Here is a 21092-nt window from a genome sequence, read left to right on the forward strand (position 1 = left end):
ATCAGCGTCATCGACGGCATCGCCTTCCAGACCAACATCCTCGCACTCAATGCGGCGGTAGAAGCTGCCCGTGCCGGAGAGCAGGGCCGCGGCTTTGCCGTGGTAGCTTCCGAAGTGCGCAACCTTGCGCAACGCAGCGCGACCGCAGCCAAGGAAATCAAGACGCTGATTGATGACTCGGTCTCCACCGTCGAGAACGGCAGCAATCTGGTTGCACAGGCCGGCGCCACCATGGAGCAAGTAGTCACCAGCGTGCGCCGGGTTACCGATATCGTCGGTGAAATCAGCTCCGCCAGCGCCGAACAAAGCAGTGGCATCGAGCAGGTGAATCAGGCTATTACCTCGATGGATCAAGCCACCCAACAAAATGGGGCGTTGGTCGAACAAGCTGCCGCCGCCGCACAGTCGTTGCGGGATCAGGCGCAACATCTCGAAAAGACGGTCAGCGTGTTCAAACTTGACCCTGAACGTGTGGCCGCCACCGGCTTCGCTCGTGCCGCCGCGCCCACGACCCCGACTGCCGCGATCCGCAAGGCGACCGTGGATATCACGCCCAAGCCTGCACCGATCCAGAAAAACACTGCACCCAAGCCTGCGCTTCCGAAGTCTTCCGCTCAGAAGGACATCGCCGAAAAAGACGGCAGCGGATCCTGGGAGGAATTCTAAGGCGCGCGATGTTGGCAAAGTGAAATGAACAACTTACGCGTGCACTCTGATTGATCTTTTACGAGATATCCTGCCCATGGATACCACCGCTCAAAAGTCCTGCTGTTACTGGCTCACAGGTTTGTCCGGGGCTGGAAAATCAACGATCGCAAACCTGATCGATGAAACTTTGCGCGCTCAGGGCTATCGATCCTTTGTGCTGGACGGCGATCGATTGCGGCTTGGGCTGAACAATAATTTGTCGTTCACCAAAGCGGACCGATCAGAAAACGTGCGCCGCATCAGCGAAGTCGCCAAGCTGATGGTAGAGGCCGGCCTGGTTGTTGTTGTAAGTGCAATTTCCCCATATGAAGATGATCGCCAGGCGGCCAGGCGGCGTTTTCGCAATGACGAATTCTTCGAGGTGTTCATCGATACGGATATCGAGGTCTGCATGGAGCGAGATCCGAAAGGATTGTATCGGCGGGCCAAGGCAAAGGAGATCACACACTTTACAGGCGTAGATGATCCCTACGAACGACCGACTCATCCTGAATTTCTGATCGATACCGACCTGCTTTCAGCCAGGGCGGCAACTGATCAAATCGTTAAGCATTACCTCGCGCTGAACACATCGACGGGAGTATCGCCAGGTCGCAGCGTTCGTTAACGACAGGGCGTGAATCAGCGGGACGACATTGTTTTTTTTGCTGGAAATCAATAAATGATGGTAATACTCCACGCAATTCATTGGATTAGCGTAGGTGTCTTCTGCGTAACATGGCTATGTCGCGGATGACTGTTGGGATACAACGAATTCGCTGCGGAGACGTAATTAACTCCCTCGTAGAAGGGTATCGATATGAAATATCCCGGATCCATGAACCATGTGTACCGTCTGGTCTGGAGTGACGCTCAGGATGAATGGGTTGCGGTCGCCGAGGTTTCGCGCGGAGGCGGCAGAGGACGCAAGCGTGCTCTCACCATCCTGATTGCGGCGACGCTGGCAAATACAGCCGTGGCTGCTCCTCCGGCCGGAGTGACCGTCAATGGTGGCACCGAAGGCGTGGAATATGCATTCGACGCCAGCTCGCCACAGAACATGACGGTGTCGGCGCCTATCAACACGAGCGGCGTCACCGCCATCGTCACCGACGGCACAGCCACACTTGGCACGCTGACCAATGATGGGGTCATCAACAGCACCGGCAATGTCTACGGCGTCAGCCAGGGCGGCGCGCTGGGGACACTGACCAACAACGGCACCCTCAGCGGCGGCAACACTTCGGGAGGGGGGGCGCTCAACAACACCGCCGGCATCGGCACGCTGACCAATAGCGGCGCCATCAGCGGCACTTACTATGGCATCAACAACTCCGGCACGATCACGACACTGACCAACGACAGCGGCAAGACCATCAGTGCCTCCGACAGTACAAACGGGGTGGCAGTCACCAACAGCGGCACCATCAGCGTGCTGAACAACAGCGGCACGATCAGCGGACCTCAATCCGGCATCAGCAACTCCGGCACCATTACGACGCTGCTCAATAACGCCAGCGGTGCTATCAACTCGAGTAACAATGCCATTGTAAATACCATCGGCGGCAGGATAGACGCCCTGACCAACAACGGCACCATCGACGGCAATGGTAACGCCATCTTCAACTTAGGCACCACCGGCGGACCGAGCAACGCCGTGATCGGTACGCTGACCAACAATGGCACCATCAATTCGGTCGGGACCGCCATCACCAACGGCGGTACGATCACTACCCTGGTCAACAACAGGACTATCTCGGCTGGATTTGTCGGCATTTCCAACAACCAGTCAGGGACGATAGGGACGCTGATCAACAATGACACCATCAACGGCTCACCCACCGGGCTGAGAGGTGCAGCCATCGTCACTGACGGCAGCATAGGCAGCCTGCTCAACAACGGCGCCATCAGCGCCGATGCAGTCGGCATTCTGCTCAATTCCAATGGCGCGATAACCGGACTCACCAACAACGGCACCATCAGCGCCAGCGAAACAAACCTCGTCAATGCCAGCGCCACATCTCTTTTGACCCGTTTTGGTATCAGTAACGGCGGCACGATCAGCACGCTGACAAATTTGAATACCCGGATCATCAGCGGCAGCGACACAGGGCTCAGCAACACCAGTACGATCACCGCGTTAAGCCATATCGGCCTGAACAATACCAGTGCGATCGGTACCGTGACCAATAGCGGCATCATCAGCGGCAGCAATACAGGCTTCGTCAACAGTGGAACGGTCACCACGCTGAACAATACCGGCCTCGACAATTCGGGGGCGATCACTGTGCTGACCAATAACGGCACCATCAGCAGCAGTGACTCCGGTCTCAACAATACCGGAGCAATCGGTACGCTGACAACTGCTGGCATCAACAACACCGGGACGATCACCGCGCTGAACAATAACGGCACAATCAGCGGCAGCAATACGGGTCTCACCAACACGGGAACAATTACCACGCTAACCCCTACTGCCGGTATCAACAACGCCGGCGCCATCAATGCGCTGACCAATGCCGGTACCATCAGCGGCGGCGATATCGGCATCAACAACACCGGCACGATAGGGCCGCTGACCAACAGCGGCACCATTACCGGTGCCGTCAATGCTATCTACAATGACACTGCCGGCGCGATCGGTCCGATTACGAACTCTGGTGTGGTTGCCGGCAATATCCAGAACCTCAGTACGCAGAATCTGACCTTCAATGGCGGCACCGGTACGACCTTCGGCACCCTGACCGGTTTTGGCGGCGGCAGCACGATCGGCACGATCACCAACGTCAACTCGAATATCATATTCGGCTCAGGCAACCTGCTGCTGAACGACAACATCAACGTCGGCGTCAACGCGGTGAACAATACCGGCACCGCTGTGCTGCAGGTCAATCAGCCGGTGACCATCACCGGCAACTACAACCAGGGGGCCGGTGCAAGCCTGCAGATCGGCGTCGCCGCTGGCGCCACAACGCTGGGCGCGATCACCGACACGGGCTACGGCAGATTGATCGTGACCGGCGACACGACAATTGCCGCGGGCTCATCAATACGACTGCAGTCAAACGGCTATGCTTTCGCCGCCGGACAACGTTACGTGGTGGTGGATACCGCCGGCACCGCCAACTACAATGCGGACACGCTGCGTTACTCGATAAATGGCAATTCAGGCACCGTGACCGGCTCGGTTGTCGCCAACGGCGCCAATAGCGATCTGGTGCTCAACGTACAGGGCGTCGCGCCAACGCCAGAATTTGCGACTGCACCGAATGCCATTGCGTCTCTCCGCGGTTTGTTGCGCTACACCGGTATCAGCAATGCGGGATTACTGAATCTGTACAACGCCACGCTGGGCTCCCTGAGTCAAGGTTCGGTGGCGAGCGCCAATCGCATCGGCAAACAATTGGCGCCTGCCCAGGCCAACTGGGCGCCAGACGCGCCTTTCTTTCATGCTCTGGACATGGTGGGCGAACACGTTGATGGACTTCGGCGCGCGGAGGACGGCGGCGACGACGGTGTGGCAACCGGCGAAAGTGCAGTTCAGCGGACCATATGGGGCCAGGCCTATGGCGGCCATGCGCGCCAGAGTGAGCGCGATCAGGTGGACGGCTATGGTGCCAACTACAGCGGTCTGCTATTTGGGGTGGATCAGGCGATCAACGACGGTTGGCGCGTCGGCGGCGCGTTCAGCTACAGCAATACCGCGATCAACAATACGGGGGACACCTCCGGCAGCGACACGCGTGTCGATGGCTACGGTTTGATTGCTTACGCGAGTTATGACGGTAATCCTTGGTACGTGAAATACTCCGGCGCGGCGGTGCAGCAGCGCTACAAGACTCGCCGGGCGATCAGCCTCCCGGGATTTTCAGACTCGGCTTCGGGTAGTTTCAACGGCCGGCTGTATGTGGCGCGTGCCGAGGCCGGCTATCCGCTGGCACTGGGCAATGCAACACTCACGCCGCTTGCCGGCCTCATGTATAGCTACCGGACGCAGGCCGGCTACACGGAGAACAGCAGCAACGGCGCGGCCCTGGCGGTGAGCTCCGCGCATGCCGGCTCTCTGAAAAGCGCACTGGGCGCAAAACTGGAGCAGGACTTCACTACCAGCTACGGCAAACTTGTATTGAGTGGCCGTGCGCAGTGGATCCATGAATATCGCGACACCCGGCAGACGGTGGGCGCCAGCTTTGTCGGCGACGCCACCGGACAGACAGCGTTCACGACGGTGAGTGCATCGTCGGTGTCGAACCTCGCAGATATTTCACTTGGCGCCACGCTGCAGCGTTCCGACAATCTGAGCCTGGCGCTGCGCTACGATCTGCAGGCCGGCCGTGGCTTTTTGTCGCAGACAGCGTGGCTGCGCCTGCGCAAGCTGTTCTGAGCTGTTCTAAGCTGCTTATGCCTTTTATGTCCACCTTACCCGACCAGACAATCCTGACCATTGCAGAAGCCGTCAGCCATGCCCATGCCCACTGGAACGCCGGTCGTGCGGATCAGGCTGGCCAGCTCTGCCGCCAAGTGCTGGTCGTCTGGCCGGGTCATGCCGATGCGCTGCATCTGCTGGGCTTGATGGCGCTCGCGCAGGGGCAGCTCGATACGGCAATTACGCATCTGCAGCAGGCGTGCATGGATTCCAGAGCACCCGCGATCTATTTCAGCAATCTCGCAGAAATGTACCGCCGCAAAGGACTGCTGGCCGATGGCGAGGCAGCGGCCCGTCGGGCCGTCGCGATGGACCCGGCGCAGACGTCCGGCTGGAACAACCTGGGTATCCTTCTGCAGGAGGCGGGCAAGTTTGCAGAGAGTCTCGACTGCCTTGAGCGAGCGATCGCGCTCCGGCCCGACTGGGCGCAGGCGCATAACAATCTGGCCAACACCTACCGCCGTCTGGGCCGCATGGACCGCGCTGCGCAGCACTATCGACAGGCGCTTGCGCTGCTTCCTTCCTATGCAGAGGCGCATAGCAACCTGGCCTTCCTGTTGTCCGCGCAGGGTGTCCACGATGAAGCCGTTGCGCATGCTCAGCAAGCCATTGCCATCGAACCCCATTTCGTCGATGCCTATCTGAATCTGGCTGACGCGGAAATTTCTCGCTGTCGTCATGACGCGGCATTGCGTGCACTCGACCTGCTTTCCGCCTTTGCACCTCAACATCCTGCCTCACTGATTGCACGCGCTAAGGCGCTCAACCGGAGCGAGCGCCTTGACGAGGCGCTCGGTTTTGCGCGCCAGGCGGTGGCCTTGGCGCCTGGTAACGCCGAAGCGCACCACACGCTCGCCATGGTGCTTCAATCTCTGGGACAGACCGAAGAGGCACTCGCGCAATTCGACCAGGCGGCGCAACTGCCGGGTACGGTCGCCGAGGCGGCGCTGGTCGGACGCGCCGTCCTGCTCACGGAAGCCGGTCGCAATGACGAAGCACGCGCAGCCTTTGAACAGGCGCTCAAAGCCTTCCCGAGGTCGGTAAAGGTGCTGACCGGAAGGGCCGACGCCAGGACCTTCAGGGCCGGTGACCCTGATATCGCTACCCTGGAAGATTGTGTCGCCGAAGGCGAGCGCCGCTCCTTGTCCGATCGGATCTCGGCGCATTTCGCGCTCGGAAAGGCCTATCTTGACACCGGGGATGCGGCACGGGCGTTCCATCATCTCGACCAGGGCAACCGACTCAAGCGCGCGACATTTTCCTATGATGCCGATGCGATCAGTCGCTGGGTGTCGGACATTGAAAAAATCTTCACGCCCGAACTGTTCGAGAGAGCAAGCGACAGTCATGCAGGGTCGGCATTGCCGGTTTTCATCGTCGGCATGCCACGCTCAGGGACCACGCTTATCGAGCAGATACTGTCGTCGCACTCGCAGGTGACCGGCGCCGGCGAGTTGTCGGCGCTGCGCTTGGTCACAGAGAGCGCCGGGACGTTCCCGGCCAGCGTTGTCAACATGACAGAAGCGGACTTTGCCGGGCTGGGACAGGCATACCTGCAACGTACCGAAGTGCTGGCGCAAGGGCGTGCGCGTCTGGTGGACAAGATGCCGGGGAATTTCATGTATGCAGGATTGATTCCGCTGATACTGCCGGGCGCACGTATCATTCACGCCCGGCGCAATCCGGTCGACACCTGCCTGTCGTGCTACACCAAGCTGTTCGCCGGCGAGCAGCCATTCGCCTATGACCAGTCCGAGCTGGGGCGATTCCATAGCGACTATGAACGCCTGATGACGCACTGGCGCGCGGTGCTGCCTCCCGAGCGTTTCATCGAAGTCGACTATGAGGCCGTAGTTGACGACCTGGACGGCGAGGCGCGCCGTCTGATCGCCTTCCTTGGTTTGCCCTGGGAAGATGCCTGCCTGAGTTTCCATGACAATCGCCGGGTCGTGCGCACGGCCAGCGTCAATCAGGTGCGCCAACGGATCTACAAAACTTCGAAGGGGCGCTGGCATGCTTACGCAGCCCATCTTGAACCGCTGCTCAAGGCGTTGGAGATCGATACGCCATGAATAAGTTGAGCAATCATTTGGGGGAATACATGCGCAAAGAAAAAGCGAGATCCATTTTATTTCACGCGGCGATCATTTTTCTCTCGATCACCCTCGGCATGACAACGATCGCATCGGCAACAGAGCCTGAGCAAACTGCGCTGGTTGGCGTGATTGGTCCTGTCAGCCAGCCACGCTGGAAATCCACGCTCGATGGCGTGCAGTTTTCCGTCGAGCGGATCAATCAGCAGGGGCTGCGCATCGACGGCAAGAACACCATCCTCAAACTGCTCATCATTGACGACAAGAACGACAAGAACCTTGCCGTTCTTGGCGCCCATGCCGCCGTGAAAGCAGGCGTCGTTGGCGTGATCGGACACCTGACCACCGATACAAGCATCGCAGCTTCTCCGGTCTACAATGCCGCCGGAATTCCTCAGTTGTCACCGACGGCGGCAGGACGGGAATTCACCCAGAAAGCTTACGGCAACGTGTTCCAGATGCTCGGACACAGCGGCCACACCGGTCAGTATCTGGCTCTGGAAGCGATCAAGACCCTGCATGCGCAGCGCATTATGCTGGTCGATAACAATACTGTTCTCGGACGAGAGCTTACGGCCAGCTTCGGAGCTGCCGTGACCAGCGGAGGTGGAGTGATCGTCGACAGTGATCGGATCAGCGCCAAGACCTCTGATTTCAACGCAACCATCGCCAAGATCCAGCAGGCCAAGCCCGACCTGATTTTTTTTGCGGGAGTCAACCCGCAAAGTACCGCCTTTGCCGTCCGTTTGCAGCAAGTCGGCGTGCGTGCAAATCTGTTGTTGGCAGGCGGCGCGACCAATCCTGAATTTCCCGATAATACAGGCGACTATCCTGAAGGAACGTTGATGTTGGCAGGAGGGAGGCCCGTCGATAAAGCTCCTGATTTCAAGCGTCTGGAGAAAAGCTACAAAGAGAAATTCAGCTCCCCGTTGATTCCTTTCACTTGGTTCTCCTACGATTCGGTGAGCGCCTTGATCGAAGCCATGAAGCTTGCAAACTCAATTGAGCCAAGCCAGCTTTCAGTCGCCTTGCACAAGATTCAATTCAAGGGCATGTCAGGGACCGTTGCCTTCACTTCTGACGGCAGCGCGCAGTATCAGGCATACACGCTATATCTTGCCCAGCAACGCCGCTGGAAAGTTATCAATACTTTGCCATGAATTAATTTGATCGTCCTCTGTACGGTCGCTGATTGTCACGTCAACGCATACGTCATGGATTCGAGAGAAATCCAGATGAATTTTACGGACGTCGTGGATGGGGATGTCCGCAATCGGCCAGGAGCCGACATCGATAGTCGCAAGAGCAACTTGAAAAATATGTAGTCCCGAACGTTGCTATTCTAGGAAATAGGCGAAATACCCCGCGATATTCACATGGGTTTTTCGTCCACGACGTCTCGCGCTCGGCTATAGGCGGAACCTCCTGCTTGGGTGATTAGTGAGTGACTCGTCAGCTGTTCAGCAATGAAATCGACAAATGCGCGTATGCGGTTGGACATTTGATGACGTTGCGAATAGACGGCATAAATGTCGGCATTGGGTGTATGCCAACCCGGGAGGACTTGGACAAGCCGTCCATCTTGCAAATAAGTTCGTATGTCCCATTCTGCACGCATGAGGATGCCATGTCCCTCCAGTGCCCAATTGACCGCAATTTCCCCGTCGTTGGTAGTGAGATTTCCGCGGATTTTTACCGTTTCCGTCTTTGGCGTTAACCCGCTACTGGCGGTCAATCGCCATACGCCATAAGCCTCATCCCCTTGGCGAATTCCTAGACAATTGTGTTTGGTGAGGTCGTGAGGGGTAGCAGGTATTCCGCGGCGCGCAAGATACCCAGGGGTTGCGCATAGCAGTCTGTCATTCGGAGCCAGACGTCTTGCTATGACTCGCGTATCTGGTGGTTCTCCAAATCTTATACAGACATCAAAGCTGTCATCGGTCAGAGGCGGAGGCATCACCGAAAGCTGCAGTTGTACTGAAACCTGAGGGTACTCGGTCACAAATTTAGAGATAACCGGTGCCACATGACTACGTCCAAATCCCAACGTTGCATTGACGCGCAGCAGGCCTTCTGGACGGCGCTTGGAGCTACCCAAGAGTTCTGAGAGCTCGTCGATTTCGTCAAGAATGCGGCGTGCGTGCTCGAGATATAACTCCCCCTCAGGTGTAAGCATCATTCGACGTGTCGTGCGATTTACCAAGGGCACACCGGCGCGACTTTCCATTTGCGTCAGATGCTTACTGACAGCTGCAGTGGTTAAGCCCAGCTCGCGAGCAGCTGCGGACAAGCTGCCCGCCATAGCCAGCACTGAAAAAAAGCGCAAATCCGAGGGAAGCACAGTGTCTTGCATAACAATACTTGAATATAAGTTAAGGATGCTTTGAGTTTAGCACCGATTTTTTCTGAAAAATTTGCGTACAGTGCGACAGCACCACATCATTTTTTGAAAGGTCGGAGACATGAAAACTTATCAAATTGCAACTATCCCTGGTGACGGCATTGGCAAGGAAGTTGTTCCTGCAGGTCAGCAAGTGCTGGAGGCGCTTGCCGCAACCAGCAGCAAATTCAAATTCGAATTTGAGAACTTCGACTGGGGCGGTGACTACTATCGTAAGACTGGCGCCATGATGCCGGCAGACGGCTTGGACGCATTGCGTAACAAGGACGCCATCCTGTTCGGTTCTGCAGGCGACCCGCATATCCCCGACCACATCACCTTGTGGGGGCTGCGCCTCAAAATTTGCCAAGGCTTTGACCAATACGCGAACGTACGCCCGACACGTATCCTGCCAGGCATCGATGCTCCGCTGAAGCGCTGTGCTCAAGAAGACCTGAACTGGGTCATCGTGCGCGAAAACTCGGAAGGCGAGTACGCCGGTGTTGGCGGCCGTGTGCACCAAGGTCATCCGATTGAAGCAGCGACTGATGTGTCGATGATGACCCGCGCTGGCGTCGAGCGCATCATGCGCTTCGCCTTCAAGCTGGCACAATCTCGTCCGCGTAAATTGCTGACGGTTATTACTAAGAGCAATGCTCAGCGCCACGCGATGGTGATGTGGGACGAAATTGCTGTGCAGATTTCCAAGGAATTCCCTGACGTGAAATGGGATAAGGAACTGGTCGATGCTGCAACTGCACGCATGGTCAATCGTCCTGCCACCCTGGATACCATCGTTGCCACCAATTTGCACGCAGACATTCTGTCCGACCTGGCCGCAGCGTTGGCCGGCAGCCTGGGCATTGCACCGACCGGCAACATTGACCCCGAGCGCCGCTACCCATCGATGTTTGAACCCATCCATGGTTCGGCGTTCGACATCATGGGTAAGGGGCTGGCTAACCCGGTCGGTACGTTCTGGTCCGTGGTGATGATGCTGGAACATCTGGGTGAACATGAAGCAGCGAATCAGGTAATGGACGCCGTCGAAGCGGTCACAGCCGACCCGGCGTTGCATACCGGAGACTTGGGTGGAAAGGCCACCACTGCTCAAGTCACTGACGCGGTGTGTGCGTTCGTCTCCTACGCAGCCAGCAGCAAGAAGGCAGCTTAAGCAATCATTCAGCGGCCCATTCGGGCTGCTTCTCGCACAACTTATTTTGCATCGGCGCCGCAAGGCACGGGCGGGTGATTCTGTGCGCTGAATCAAAAAATCCAAGGCAGGGCAATCAGCCTTGCTTGCGCAGGAGACGCAATGACAATTGCAAAAACACAGGACGGCGAGCTGTCCGAGCAGGCTGCTATTGACCGCCTGTTGAAAGGTATGTTCGATGCAGCTATCGCGATAGCGCAGCCTGCCGTCCGTATTCCCAAGTTTCTGCCAAAAGTGCCTGCCGGACGGGTTATCGTTATCGGTGCTGGCAAGGCGTCTGCAGCGATGGCCCGCGCTTTTGAGAATAACTGGCCAGGTAAGCTCGAAGGTCTCGTGGTGACTCGTTATGGCTATGGCATCTCATGTGAACGCATTGAGATTGTGGAAGCCGCACACCCGGTCCCTGACCAGAATGGCCTGCTTGCGGCCGCACGCATGATGCAGCTTGTCAACGGGCTTACCCCCGATGACCTTGTCGTATGCGTGATTTCAGGCGGTGGTTCGGCCTTGTTGCCCTTACCTATCGAAGGGATGACCCTTACCGACAAGCAGCGCATTAACCAAGCTCTTCTTGATAGCGGTGCATCAATTTCCGAGATGAACTGCGTACGCCGCCATCTCTCCGCCATCAAAGGCGGCCGTCTGGCTGCTGCCTGCCATCCTGCACGCGTTCTGAATCTGTTGATTTCTGACGTCCCTGCGGACGGGCTGCACGACATCGCGTCCGGACCCACGGTCGCGGACCCGACGACTTGTAATGATGCTCTGGCCATCGTTGACCGTTACCGTATTGTGCTGCCACCGCACGCGCGAGCCATGTTGGTTGACGGTACCGCCGAATCGCCCAAAGCCGGCGACCCGCGCTTGGCGCGTGTTGAGACACACCTGATTGCCACTCCGCAAATGGCTCTCGAAGCCGCCGCGGCGTTTGCTGCACAACATCATGTGGCTGCTCATATTCTGTCGGATGCAATAGAAGGTGAAGCGCGCGACGTAGGCAAAGTCATGGCGGCAATTGCGCGCCAGGTTGCGCGTGGTGATAAGCCGTTCTCGGCACCTTGCGTGATTCTTTCAGGTGGCGAGACCACTGTCACGGTGCGTGGAGACGGTAAAGGAGGACGCAATGTTGAATTCCTGCTCTCGATGGGCATCGCGCTAAACGGCGAAGCGCGAGTGCATGCACTCGCAGGCGACACCGATGGCGTGGATGGCCGAGAAGAAATTGCGGGTGCCTTATTACGTCCAGACACGTTGGCCCGCGCACGTGAGTTCAATCGGTCACCAATGACCAGTCTCGAGAATAACGACGCACATAGCTTCTTCCAGGCACTCGGTGACTCTGTCATTACCGGCCCAACCATGACCAATGTGAATGATTTTCGAGCCATCTTCATTGATGCACCTGGCAACACACAACAAACCAACAAGGGAATCAGCCATGCGCCGTCAGCGTAACGCAAAGATTGTCGCCACTCTCGGCCCAGCTAGCAGTGACCGCGCGACGATTGCGGCTCTTTTCGACGCCGGCGTCGATGTCTTTCGTCTGAACTTCAGTCATGGCAGTCATGAGGACCATCGCCAGCGTCTTCAACTGATTCGCGATATCGAATCGGAGAAGCAGCGCCCAATCGGCGTGTTGCTGGACCTTCAGGGACCGAAGCTGCGGATTGCCACCTTCCTGGCAGGCCCTGTGCTGTTGGAAACTGGCGCCGCGTTCCATTTGGACCTCGACGTCGCGACGCCTGGGACAGTGAGCCGCGTGGCACTGCCTCATCCTGAAATCTTTGCTGCATTGAAGGTCGGTACCCGGCTTCTGCTCGATGATGGCCGTATTCGTCTGAAGGTACTGCGTTGCTGCCTGGATTTTGCCGAGACATTGGTCGAAGTGGGCGGCTTGCTCTCCGAGCGCAAAGGTGTAAATGTTCCAGACGTCGTTCTGCCCGTGTCAGCGATGACGGCAAAGGACCGTCGTGACCTGGAATTCGGTTTGGAGCTTGGTGTGGACTGGGTAGCGCTTTCGTTCGTCCAACGCCCTGAAGATATCCAAGAGGTACGAGCCATTGCCGGTGAGCGCGCGGCGATTGTTGCAAAGTTGGAAAAGCCGGCTGCCATCGCACTCTTAGATGAAATCGTCAGTGAAGCGGACGCTGTCATGGTTGCCCGTGGTGACTTAGGTGTCGAACTCCCGGCAGAACAAGTTCCTGCCCTGCAGAAACGAATTGTTCGAGCTTGCCGCTGCGCAGGTAAGCCGGTGATTGTTGCGACCCAGATGCTTGAGTCGATGGTCACCGCGCCGGTGCCTACGAGAGCAGAAGCATCAGACGTGGCGACTGCTATCTATGATGGCGCGGATGCGGTGATGTTGTCGGCCGAATCTGCCAGCGGTGCATGGCCGGTAGAGGCCGTTCGCACAATGGACCTCATTATCGGTCGCACCGAACAAGACCCTTATTACCGCGAAGCCATCGCCGCTTCCCACTCAGCTCCAAAGGCCGAATTCTCTGACGCCATCGGTTACGCCATGCGGCACGTCGCAGGTCTGCTGAATGCCGCAACAACCGTCGCCTACACAACCTCGGGTTATTCGGCCCTTCGGATGGCCCGCGAACGACCAAGTACGCCAATTCTCGGCATGACACCCAATCGCACTACAGCTCGCCGCCTGGCCCTGGTTTGGGGTGTTCACCCGGTGTTATGTCACGAAGTCGTGGATGCCGGAGAGGTAAGCGAACTCGCATGTCGCACAGTCAGCGCGGAAGGATTCGGCTACACAGGTCAAACCGTTGTGATTTCTGCGGGGATGCCGTTTGGCGCCCCCGGAACAACGAATTTACTGCGTCTTGCACAAATCGCATGAGGAGGACATGACTTAGCAGTGGGCAGCGCCGGAACAAAAGAAGCTATCAAACATAACTCAATTAACAGATAGCACGAGAACCAATTTCTTAAACGGACTTAACCTCCAAGGAGGAGACAATGAAAACTGAAATCGAAGCGCGCGTTTCGCGAAAACTCATGTTGCGCATCATTCCTTTTGTGATGCTGCTCTATTTCATCAGCTTCCTTGACCGCGTCAACGTCGGATTCGCGGCCATCACAATGAATAAAGACTTGGGGTTGTCACCCACGGCTTTCGGGCTGGGAGGCGGCTTATTCTTCATCGGCTACTTCCTTTTCGAAGTGCCTTCCAATCTGATTTTGCACAAAGTCGGCGCGCGTATCTGGATTGCGCGGGTCATGATTACTTGGGGCATCATCTCCGCAATTTCCGCATTTGTGGTTGGCCCCAACAGCTTCTACTTGCTGCGCTTCCTATTGGGAGTAGCTGAAGCCGGTTTTTTCCCCGGCATCATTCTCTACCTGTCACTGTGGTTTCCTGCTAAGCAGCGGGCTGTCGCCGCAGCATGGTTTATGGCCGCAGCCCCAATTTCGGTAGCACTGGGGTCGCCATTGTCTGGCGCCATCATGCAATTGCCTGGTTTATTCGGTTTGAAGGACTGGCAGATGCTCTACATCATTGAAGCTGCACCAGCCGTCATTCTGGGTTTCGTAGTGTTGAAATACATGACAGACAAGCCGGAACAAGCTCATTGGTTGGCACAGGACGAGCGTGAATGGCTGGTGGCTCGGTTAAAGTCGGAAGCGGATGCCAAGAAGGGCGGCCATGGCCACACTGCCAGCGCTTGGAGCGCACTGAAGGACCCGCGTGTCCTAGCTCTTGCTTTGATTTACTTCGGCACTTCCGCAGGCCTCTACACTTTGGGGCTCTGGGCGCCACTCATGATTCGTGAGTTTGGCTTCACTCCGTTTGAGACTGGGCTGCTGACAGGTGTTCCAAGTGTTGTGGCTGTAGTGGCAATGGTGCTGTGGGCACGCCATTCTGACCGTAGCGGCGAGCGCACTTGGCACGTCGTGATTCCCTGCGTCGTGGCATGCGTTGGATTTCTGCTGGCAGGCAATGCCACAACCGCATTATTCGTCGTGTTTTCCTTGATTGTTGTGAATGTCGGCATTAGCTCGGCCAAGGCTCCGCTGTGGGCGATGCCTAGTACCTTCCTCTCCGGGGCAGGCGCAGCAGCTGGCATTGCGATGATTAACTCCCTTGGTAACTTGGGCGGATTCGTCGGGCCGTTTGCTATAGGTTGGCTTAAGAACGTTACGGGCGGCTACGCGGCAGGCTTGTATGTCGTAGCTGCCTCGTTGGCGCTGTCAGCGGTTGTTACGTTGATGCTGAGCCGCCAGACTGCCCAACCTGACAGGGTTGCGAAGGCTAGTCACGGACACTGAGGGGATGTCATGTTTAAAAGAAAAAGCTTGCGTGGAATAATGGGTCTTCTGACCCTGATGGCGGCTAAGGCTGCCGATGCACAAGCCACGCTTCTCTTCTGAGACTATTGTGCTCAAGAATAGTGCGCCAAGTTAACCGTGATGACCTGCCGATGCTGTTTCGCTCTGTTGATAACATTTATGAGAATGTTGAAGACAGTCTCGTTGTCCAAGTTTTCTTCAGGCTGGTCTAGGAACATGGGGAAGCGGTTACGGTCAACAAGATGATGCTTAACGAAGAGTTGCTTAAGACATAGTTTTCACCCAAACTATGTCCAGCGTTGCTGCAATTTTGCTGCACTGGACGCAGCAAATAGCGGTAACTGGCAGGAAGTAGCGGTAAGCTAAGTTTTTGATTTTTATAGGACTACCTGAAAAACTCGTTGTAATACAAGGAGTTTGGAACCGACTCATAATCCGTTGGTGCCGTGTTCGACTCACGGGGGGGCCACCAGTATTAGAAAGGGATTCCGGGTGATCGGAGTCCCTTTTTTTATTGAGACTTCCGACATACTCCCGACCGATAAAATTTGACCATGCCCCAATATGCGGTAAAATTCACTCATGTCAACTGACTAGGAGCATCTCCAGTCGTTAAAAAGTTGGCCTCTACAGGGCTAGATATGGTTTACGGTTGCACGGTTGTCTCTTTGGGGCAATCGTGCAAGTTGTAAATTCCCCGTGTTACAGCCCCTCTCTCCTTTTCAGTCGTCCCTTCTGCCAGATAATAATTGCTGTCTTTGTAAGGCAAGGTTCGTTGTTGAGCAATAGTGATTAATATTTAGCTGCCTACAACTGCATGAACAAGAAGACTTTACAAGCCGCGTTTGACGCCATGTATCACGGAAAACATGAGTTCTCAGACTTCATATCAGGCAACGTGTCTGCGAACTATGAGGTCTTTACTATTCATGAGCGTCCCATCTTTAACCCTAACAAGAAGTTAAAGACCTATCATTCGTTTCTGAATCTATTTGTATTTCAACATTTGCTCATTAATGAAGATGTTGTTTTCTCATATAGAAAGGGAACCAAGGTTCTGGATGCGGTAACCCGTCATGCGGAGAATCGATATTTTTTTCAGACCGATCTCTCAAATTTCTTTCATAGTTTGAAAGCTCCCATCATTAAAAAAACGATCCAAGAAAGTCTTGATCGCTTTCCTGTTAGTGATGTGAGCAGTCATATGGAGCGAATCATTGATTTGGTGACGATAGACGAATCGATGCCCATCGGATTCTCAACTTCGCCTCATATCAGCAATGGTTGTCTATATCATTTCGATAATCAGCTGCAGGAATATTGCCACCAAACCGGCCTCGTTTTCACGCGGTACTCTGACGATTTGATTATCTCGGCAGCTGACAAAGAGTCGCTTCAAGGAATTGAAGAAGAGATCAACCAAATATTGACGGATGTCTTTGATGGCTGCCTGGTAATAAACGAGGCCAAAAGCAAGTTTAGCGCCCGAGGGCAAAAAGTGAAATTGCTAGGCATTGTGATTCACCATGATGGAAAGGTTAGTGTTGATTCGAAAATGAAGCGTGAAGTGGAGGTCTTATTGCACTTCTACTTAAAAAATCGAGAACGATTTGTGGACGCTTTGGATGGGGACGAAAAGTCCGGAATCGAGCGACTGTCAGGATACCTAAACTACATAAATACTATCGATCCTGACTATTTGGATAAGCTGAGAAAGAAATATGGCCTTACCGTCGTAGATATGTTTTTTCATCGTTCGGCCAAATAGCTATGAAATTACGTTTTCGTATTGAGAACATTCAGCATATTAAGTTGCTGGATTTTTCTATTGATATCGGGGAGCCAAAGTTAACATGTATCGTCGGTAAGAATGGGGCAGGGAAGACCACACTTATTAAAGCGATTCAAACGCTACGATCAGCGGACACTTTTCCTCGAACATCAGCGATTTCCATTTTTAAATCTAGCAGCAAAATTACGTATAGCGTTGACGATAAAGATTCATTTGAATTTATATACGATAGCGATTTGAGGGCGTTAAACAGTAAATCGATCATTCCAACTGTTATAAAGGAAATGATTTCTGTAGAACTGCCAATGCCTCATGGAAGTCGTTTCAATTTTTTCCAAAGTCTGAGTCTCGCAGATGGGGATATTCGAGCGGCTATAGTTTCTGAAAATTATAAAACGCCGACGGACTTAATCCGTTTTCTTAACGAGATATACGGTTCAACAAAATTCGAAAGTCTTATTGAGGTCCAGATCAAGGGGACTTCATACTATTGCTTGCTATTACCTGACAGTCGCTATATCCGTGAAGACTATTTGAGTTCGGGGGAGTATTTCCTCTTGAGCTTATATCGCCGTATTCAAAGTGGAACTCGGCTGCTCGTGATCGATGAGATCGATATATCGCTTGACTCCATCGCTCAGGCCAAATTGGTCGAAAAACTGCGAGAGTTCTGTGCAAAATTTGGAGTGAGTATTGTATTCACTACTCACTCCCTAGCGATGATGAGGACGCTGGAGGAAACAGAACTTTTATACATGGAAGAGACGGAGCAGGGCGTAATAGTCACCTCTCCGCAATCCTACAATTCCATAAAAAGCCTACTTTTTGGTTTCAAAGGCTGGGATAAATACATTCTGACGGAAGACGAGTGTCTGCAAGAATTTCTTGAGTTCATGATCAACCGATATGGAGTAAATGCCTACTATCAATACAAAATAATTTACGTGGGTGGCGCTACAAATGTGACGGATCTGATGAAGAGGAATCGCGATCAAGGTTTTTTGACGTCGGCCGAAAATGTGATATCGATTCTAGATGGTGATCAACAAGCCCTCCAGCATACTAGGCGCGATAATGTATTTTGCCTTCCAATTGAAAGCGTGGAAAAGCAATTGGCATTGAGATATCAAGCTTCTCCAGAGTCATTGCCAGAGGTCTCTGCAGAAGATCTGGGACGCTTTAACCAGGTGGAGCAAAAGGATAAAGGAAAAGTTCTATGGGCGCATTACGTGAGGCACGGAAAGATGTCCCCATTGGAACTCTATAAATACGTATTTGAATCTGAAGAGGCTAGCCTCAAGGTTTTCATAGAGAAAGTACTCAAGACTTTCCTGGAGCGGCCGACCGCTTTGATGTAAGCCGGCTCTCATCGAATTGATAACTCAGGAGTTCTTACATACGGCTTCCGATCAATTTGGAAATTGATCGGAAGCACAGAGTTAAAGGCAGGAAATATAAACGAGGAGCCTCAATAATTCCCTTTTGGAACTCGCGAGCTAAGTTGTTCATATTTGTACTTCCTACGGAAGAATGTGCTGATCGGATAGGCCTCCTGTTCACTTCACCTTTACACGGACTAAAGAATGACAAAAAAATTGCGCGGGGCAAGGAAGCCTGTTCAACCCTTCCAAGACTCAATCAAACTATCTGCACAAGCAATCATTACAAATGGCCAGCAAGCGGCTGTGTTTCTGCATAAAGGAATAAAGGGGGATGAGCGGGCCGCGGCGCTTGCTGAGTTCCTGCGATCAACAATTCCGGCTAAGTTTGGCGTTGCAAAAGGCGAAGCGATTGACTACCAAGGCAATCAAACGACACAGCTTGATCTGATTGTTTATGACCGCCAGGATACTGCAGTTCTATTCAAGGGAAATGATGGGAATCTTCTTATTCCCGCGGAAAGTGTGTACGCGGCAATTGAGTGCAAAACCACACTTACTCAAAATGAACTAAACACATCCTACAAGGCAGCAGCGAAACTAAAAAAGCTGCGCCCATATCAAAAATGTTTTAAGCGCAATGCATCTAATCCAGCGGGTAACACAGATAGAGACCAAAAACTCCCGCGATGCCATTACTCCATATTCGCCTTCGAAACAAATTCAACAAGCTCAGCAGAATGGTTAGTAACTGAGCTTGCACGAGCTGATAGCGCAACACAAAGCGAAAGTGCTCTCGGTGAAGGCGCTTACATCAGCGATGTCGATAACATTCTTGTACTGGATCGTGGAATATTTATCCCGGGTGAGGCAAAAGGTAAGGTCTATGCCAACGATACTACAAATGCTTTTCTTGATTGGTATCTGTCTCTCATGAACTTCCTTCAACGGGAGGCTAAGCGAAGAATTCCGGGTGATCTGCAAATCTATGCACACCAATATCAACGTGGCTGGGGGCCGATCCACCCAAGGGCCTCGCCAACACAGTAGGACGAATTCATTGGCAAGTTCATTAAGGAATTGGGTAACTGATTTGTCAAGCCTATGCCAACAGCGTATAGCTGTTGGCGGCCCCCGCCTTTGCGCTTCGTTTCGACTTACTTTGCGGATTGAGCCACCCTTTTCAAGTTCACCCCAACTGGCTGCTTCGGGCTGATTGCGGACGTTGGGGTCCAATCGACTCCAAATTGTATCGAAATTTATTGCTGGGGAATATTTTTCCCAAACTGGTGCAAATCGGAGAATTCACGCACTGTGTGCACGATCAGTGATCCTTTTCTAGCCTGGCTTTGCGACTCGCCGCATACATGCTCTTTTGACTCATAATCGGTTGGTGCCGTGTTCGACTCACGGGGGGGGGCCACCAGCAATTCAGAAGGGCTTACGGTAAAACGTAAGCCCTTTTATTTTGCTAGTTCTGCGTCAGTTTGAAATGGTGTTTAATGCTGTTTCTGAATATGTCGCGTCTCTGCGACATGCTTCGCTCTCGCGACATCAGGGTTGTCGAGGCATGGGCAATACACATCACAAGACGGAAACAATGCGTAAATACCTGAAGATCACGTTGTACTGCGTCGCCGGCTTGAGCTTGTTGGCGGGTTTGTGTTGGCCTGTTACAAGCTTGCTGCGTCTGCCGTCGCCAACAGCATTAATCGGCCTGGCTCTTGAGTTGCGACCATTTTCACAAAGCTACGTATATTTCGACAGCGCGCCGATCGCAGCGAGTACGACCCCGCAAGCGTTGCAAACACAGTCTCCCGTGTTGTCGACTGCACCATCGCCATTTCTGTCCCAGCAAGTCGCCTGGCGCGATGGCGCAACCGTTAACCTCTCACAATTCCTGACTCAGACCCACACCAACGCCTTGCTGGTGATCCATCACGGCCGGCTCGTCCAGGAACTCTACCCCCTCGGCGCAACACGCGAGACAGTCTTCCCCTCATACTCCGTCGCCAAGTCCATCCTGTCCGACCTGACCGGTATTGCTGTGCAAGAAGGCAAGCTTTCCTTGTCCGATCCGGTGCGCAAATATCTCCCGTATCTGCCGGAGAAATTCGATTCGCTGAAAGTGAACGACCTGCTCAACATGCATTCCGGCATTCATGTCGATGAGAAGTACGACAGCGTGTTTTCGCAGATCGCTTACATGTACATCATCACCGATCTCAAGCGTTTCGTACGTGGACTCGGGACGACGCAGTTCACGCCGGGTGAGGGATTTGTCTATCGCAGCATTGACTATCTGTTGCTGGGCATGGTGTTGTCGGCGGCGACTGGTGAGCCGTTGACGCGCTATCTGCAAAACAAGCTGTGGCAGCCGATGGGGGCGCAGTATCCGGCGAGCTGGAGTGTGGATAGCGATGCGGGTGCGGTGGAGAAAAGTTTTTGCTGCATCAATGCGCGCGCCATCGACTTTGCGCGTTACGGTCAGCTGCATTTGCGGCGCGGGCAGGCGAATGACAAGGCGGTCTTGCCGGAGAGCTGGATGCAGCGGCCGGAACAGGTTGGCGTGGCGGATGCGGACTTTGCTTACGGCCGCGGCTGGTGGTTGCCGCGCCGGACGACCAACGGGCAGGATTACACGGCCATTGGCATTCACGGTCAGTATGTTTATATCGATCCGGTCAGCGATACCGTGATCGTCAAGCTGAGCGACCACGGCGCAGAGCAGGATGAGGCGTTGACGGTGGCGGCATTTCGCAGCATCGTGGCGTCGTTGCCGGCGGTGAAGAATTAGTCTTGATGACGCGGTGC

General features: G+C 54.3%; 14 protein-coding genes. 13 read left to right on the plus strand and 1 reads right to left on the minus strand.

From position 1 onward, the window contains the following. The 5 genes from AC1RN6_RS22200 to AC1RN6_RS22220 form a co-directional block, all read left to right on the plus strand. Positions 1-666 (plus strand): methyl-accepting chemotaxis protein (locus AC1RN6_RS22200; protein WP_493007636.1); only part of this gene is annotated, 666 nt, incomplete at its 5' end. Positions 667-742: 76 nt separating this feature from the next. Beyond that, the gene (gene cysC, locus AC1RN6_RS22205; RefSeq protein WP_493007637.1) at positions 743-1315 is read left to right on the plus strand and encodes an adenylyl-sulfate kinase; all 573 of its coding nucleotides are present in this window, start codon (positions 743-745) and stop codon (positions 1313-1315) included. A 192-nt stretch (positions 1316-1507) separates the two neighbouring features. Next, positions 1508-5071 (plus strand): autotransporter domain-containing protein, encoded by a 3564-nt coding sequence (locus AC1RN6_RS22210; protein WP_493007638.1) that lies wholly within the window; start codon positions 1508-1510, stop codon positions 5069-5071. Positions 5072-5097: 26 nt separating this feature from the next. After that, the gene (locus AC1RN6_RS22215) at positions 5098-7185 is read left to right on the plus strand and encodes a sulfotransferase (RefSeq protein WP_493007639.1); all 2088 of its coding nucleotides are present in this window, start codon (positions 5098-5100) and stop codon (positions 7183-7185) included. Further along, a complete protein-coding gene (locus tag AC1RN6_RS22220) occupies positions 7182-8366 on the plus strand; it encodes a branched-chain amino acid ABC transporter substrate-binding protein (protein WP_493007640.1) in 1185 nt (394 codons plus the stop codon). Before AC1RN6_RS22215 ends, AC1RN6_RS22220 begins: the two co-directional genes overlap by 4 nt. Before the next feature lie 212 nt (positions 8367-8578). Here the strand turns inward: AC1RN6_RS22220 and AC1RN6_RS22225 are convergent, their stop codons facing one another. Continuing rightward, complete coding sequence (locus AC1RN6_RS22225; protein WP_016835141.1) at positions 8579-9559, minus strand: LysR family transcriptional regulator; 981 nt, start codon at positions 9557-9559, stop codon at positions 8579-8581. 109 nt (positions 9560-9668) lie between these two features. Between AC1RN6_RS22225 and AC1RN6_RS22230 the strand changes: the two genes are divergently transcribed. The 8 genes from AC1RN6_RS22230 to AC1RN6_RS22265 all read left to right on the plus strand — a co-directional run bounded on the left by AC1RN6_RS22230 (position 9669) and on the right by AC1RN6_RS22265 (position 21075). Further along, entirely contained in the window at positions 9669-10760 is a 1092-nt protein-coding gene (locus AC1RN6_RS22230) for a tartrate dehydrogenase (protein WP_493007641.1), read from the plus strand. Positions 10761-10901: 141 nt separating this feature from the next. Continuing rightward, positions 10902-12254 (plus strand): glycerate kinase type-2 family protein, encoded by a 1353-nt coding sequence (locus tag AC1RN6_RS22235; protein WP_493007642.1) that lies wholly within the window; start codon positions 10902-10904, stop codon positions 12252-12254. Beyond that, on the plus strand, positions 12238-13656 hold the full coding sequence (gene pyk, locus AC1RN6_RS22240; RefSeq protein WP_493007643.1) for a pyruvate kinase: 1419 nt from the start codon (positions 12238-12240) through the stop codon (positions 13654-13656). The genes AC1RN6_RS22235 and pyk overlap by 17 nt, the downstream gene beginning before the upstream one ends. A 119-nt stretch (positions 13657-13775) precedes the next feature. After that, positions 13776-15086 (plus strand): MFS transporter, encoded by a 1311-nt coding sequence (locus tag AC1RN6_RS22245; protein ID WP_493007644.1) that lies wholly within the window; start codon positions 13776-13778, stop codon positions 15084-15086. 838 nt (positions 15087-15924) lie between these two features. Next, positions 15925-16875, plus strand: a complete 951-nt coding sequence (locus tag AC1RN6_RS22250; RefSeq protein ID WP_493007645.1) for a reverse transcriptase domain-containing protein — start codon at positions 15925-15927, stop codon at positions 16873-16875. 2 nt (positions 16876-16877) lie between these two features. Beyond that, the gene (locus tag AC1RN6_RS22255) at positions 16878-18257 is read left to right on the plus strand and encodes an ATP-dependent nuclease (protein WP_493007646.1); all 1380 of its coding nucleotides are present in this window, start codon (positions 16878-16880) and stop codon (positions 18255-18257) included. Positions 18258-18482: 225 nt separating this feature from the next. Beyond that, positions 18483-19328 (plus strand): DUF6602 domain-containing protein, encoded by an 846-nt coding sequence (locus AC1RN6_RS22260; RefSeq protein ID WP_493007647.1) that lies wholly within the window; start codon positions 18483-18485, stop codon positions 19326-19328. Positions 19329-20097: 769 nt separating this feature from the next. Further along, positions 20098-21075, plus strand: a complete 978-nt coding sequence (locus AC1RN6_RS22265) for a serine hydrolase domain-containing protein (protein WP_493007648.1) — start codon at positions 20098-20100, stop codon at positions 21073-21075. The last annotated feature ends 17 nt before the right edge of the window (positions 21076-21092 follow it).

Source organism: Herbaspirillum sp. GW822-FHT03A08 (assembly GCF_058801885.1).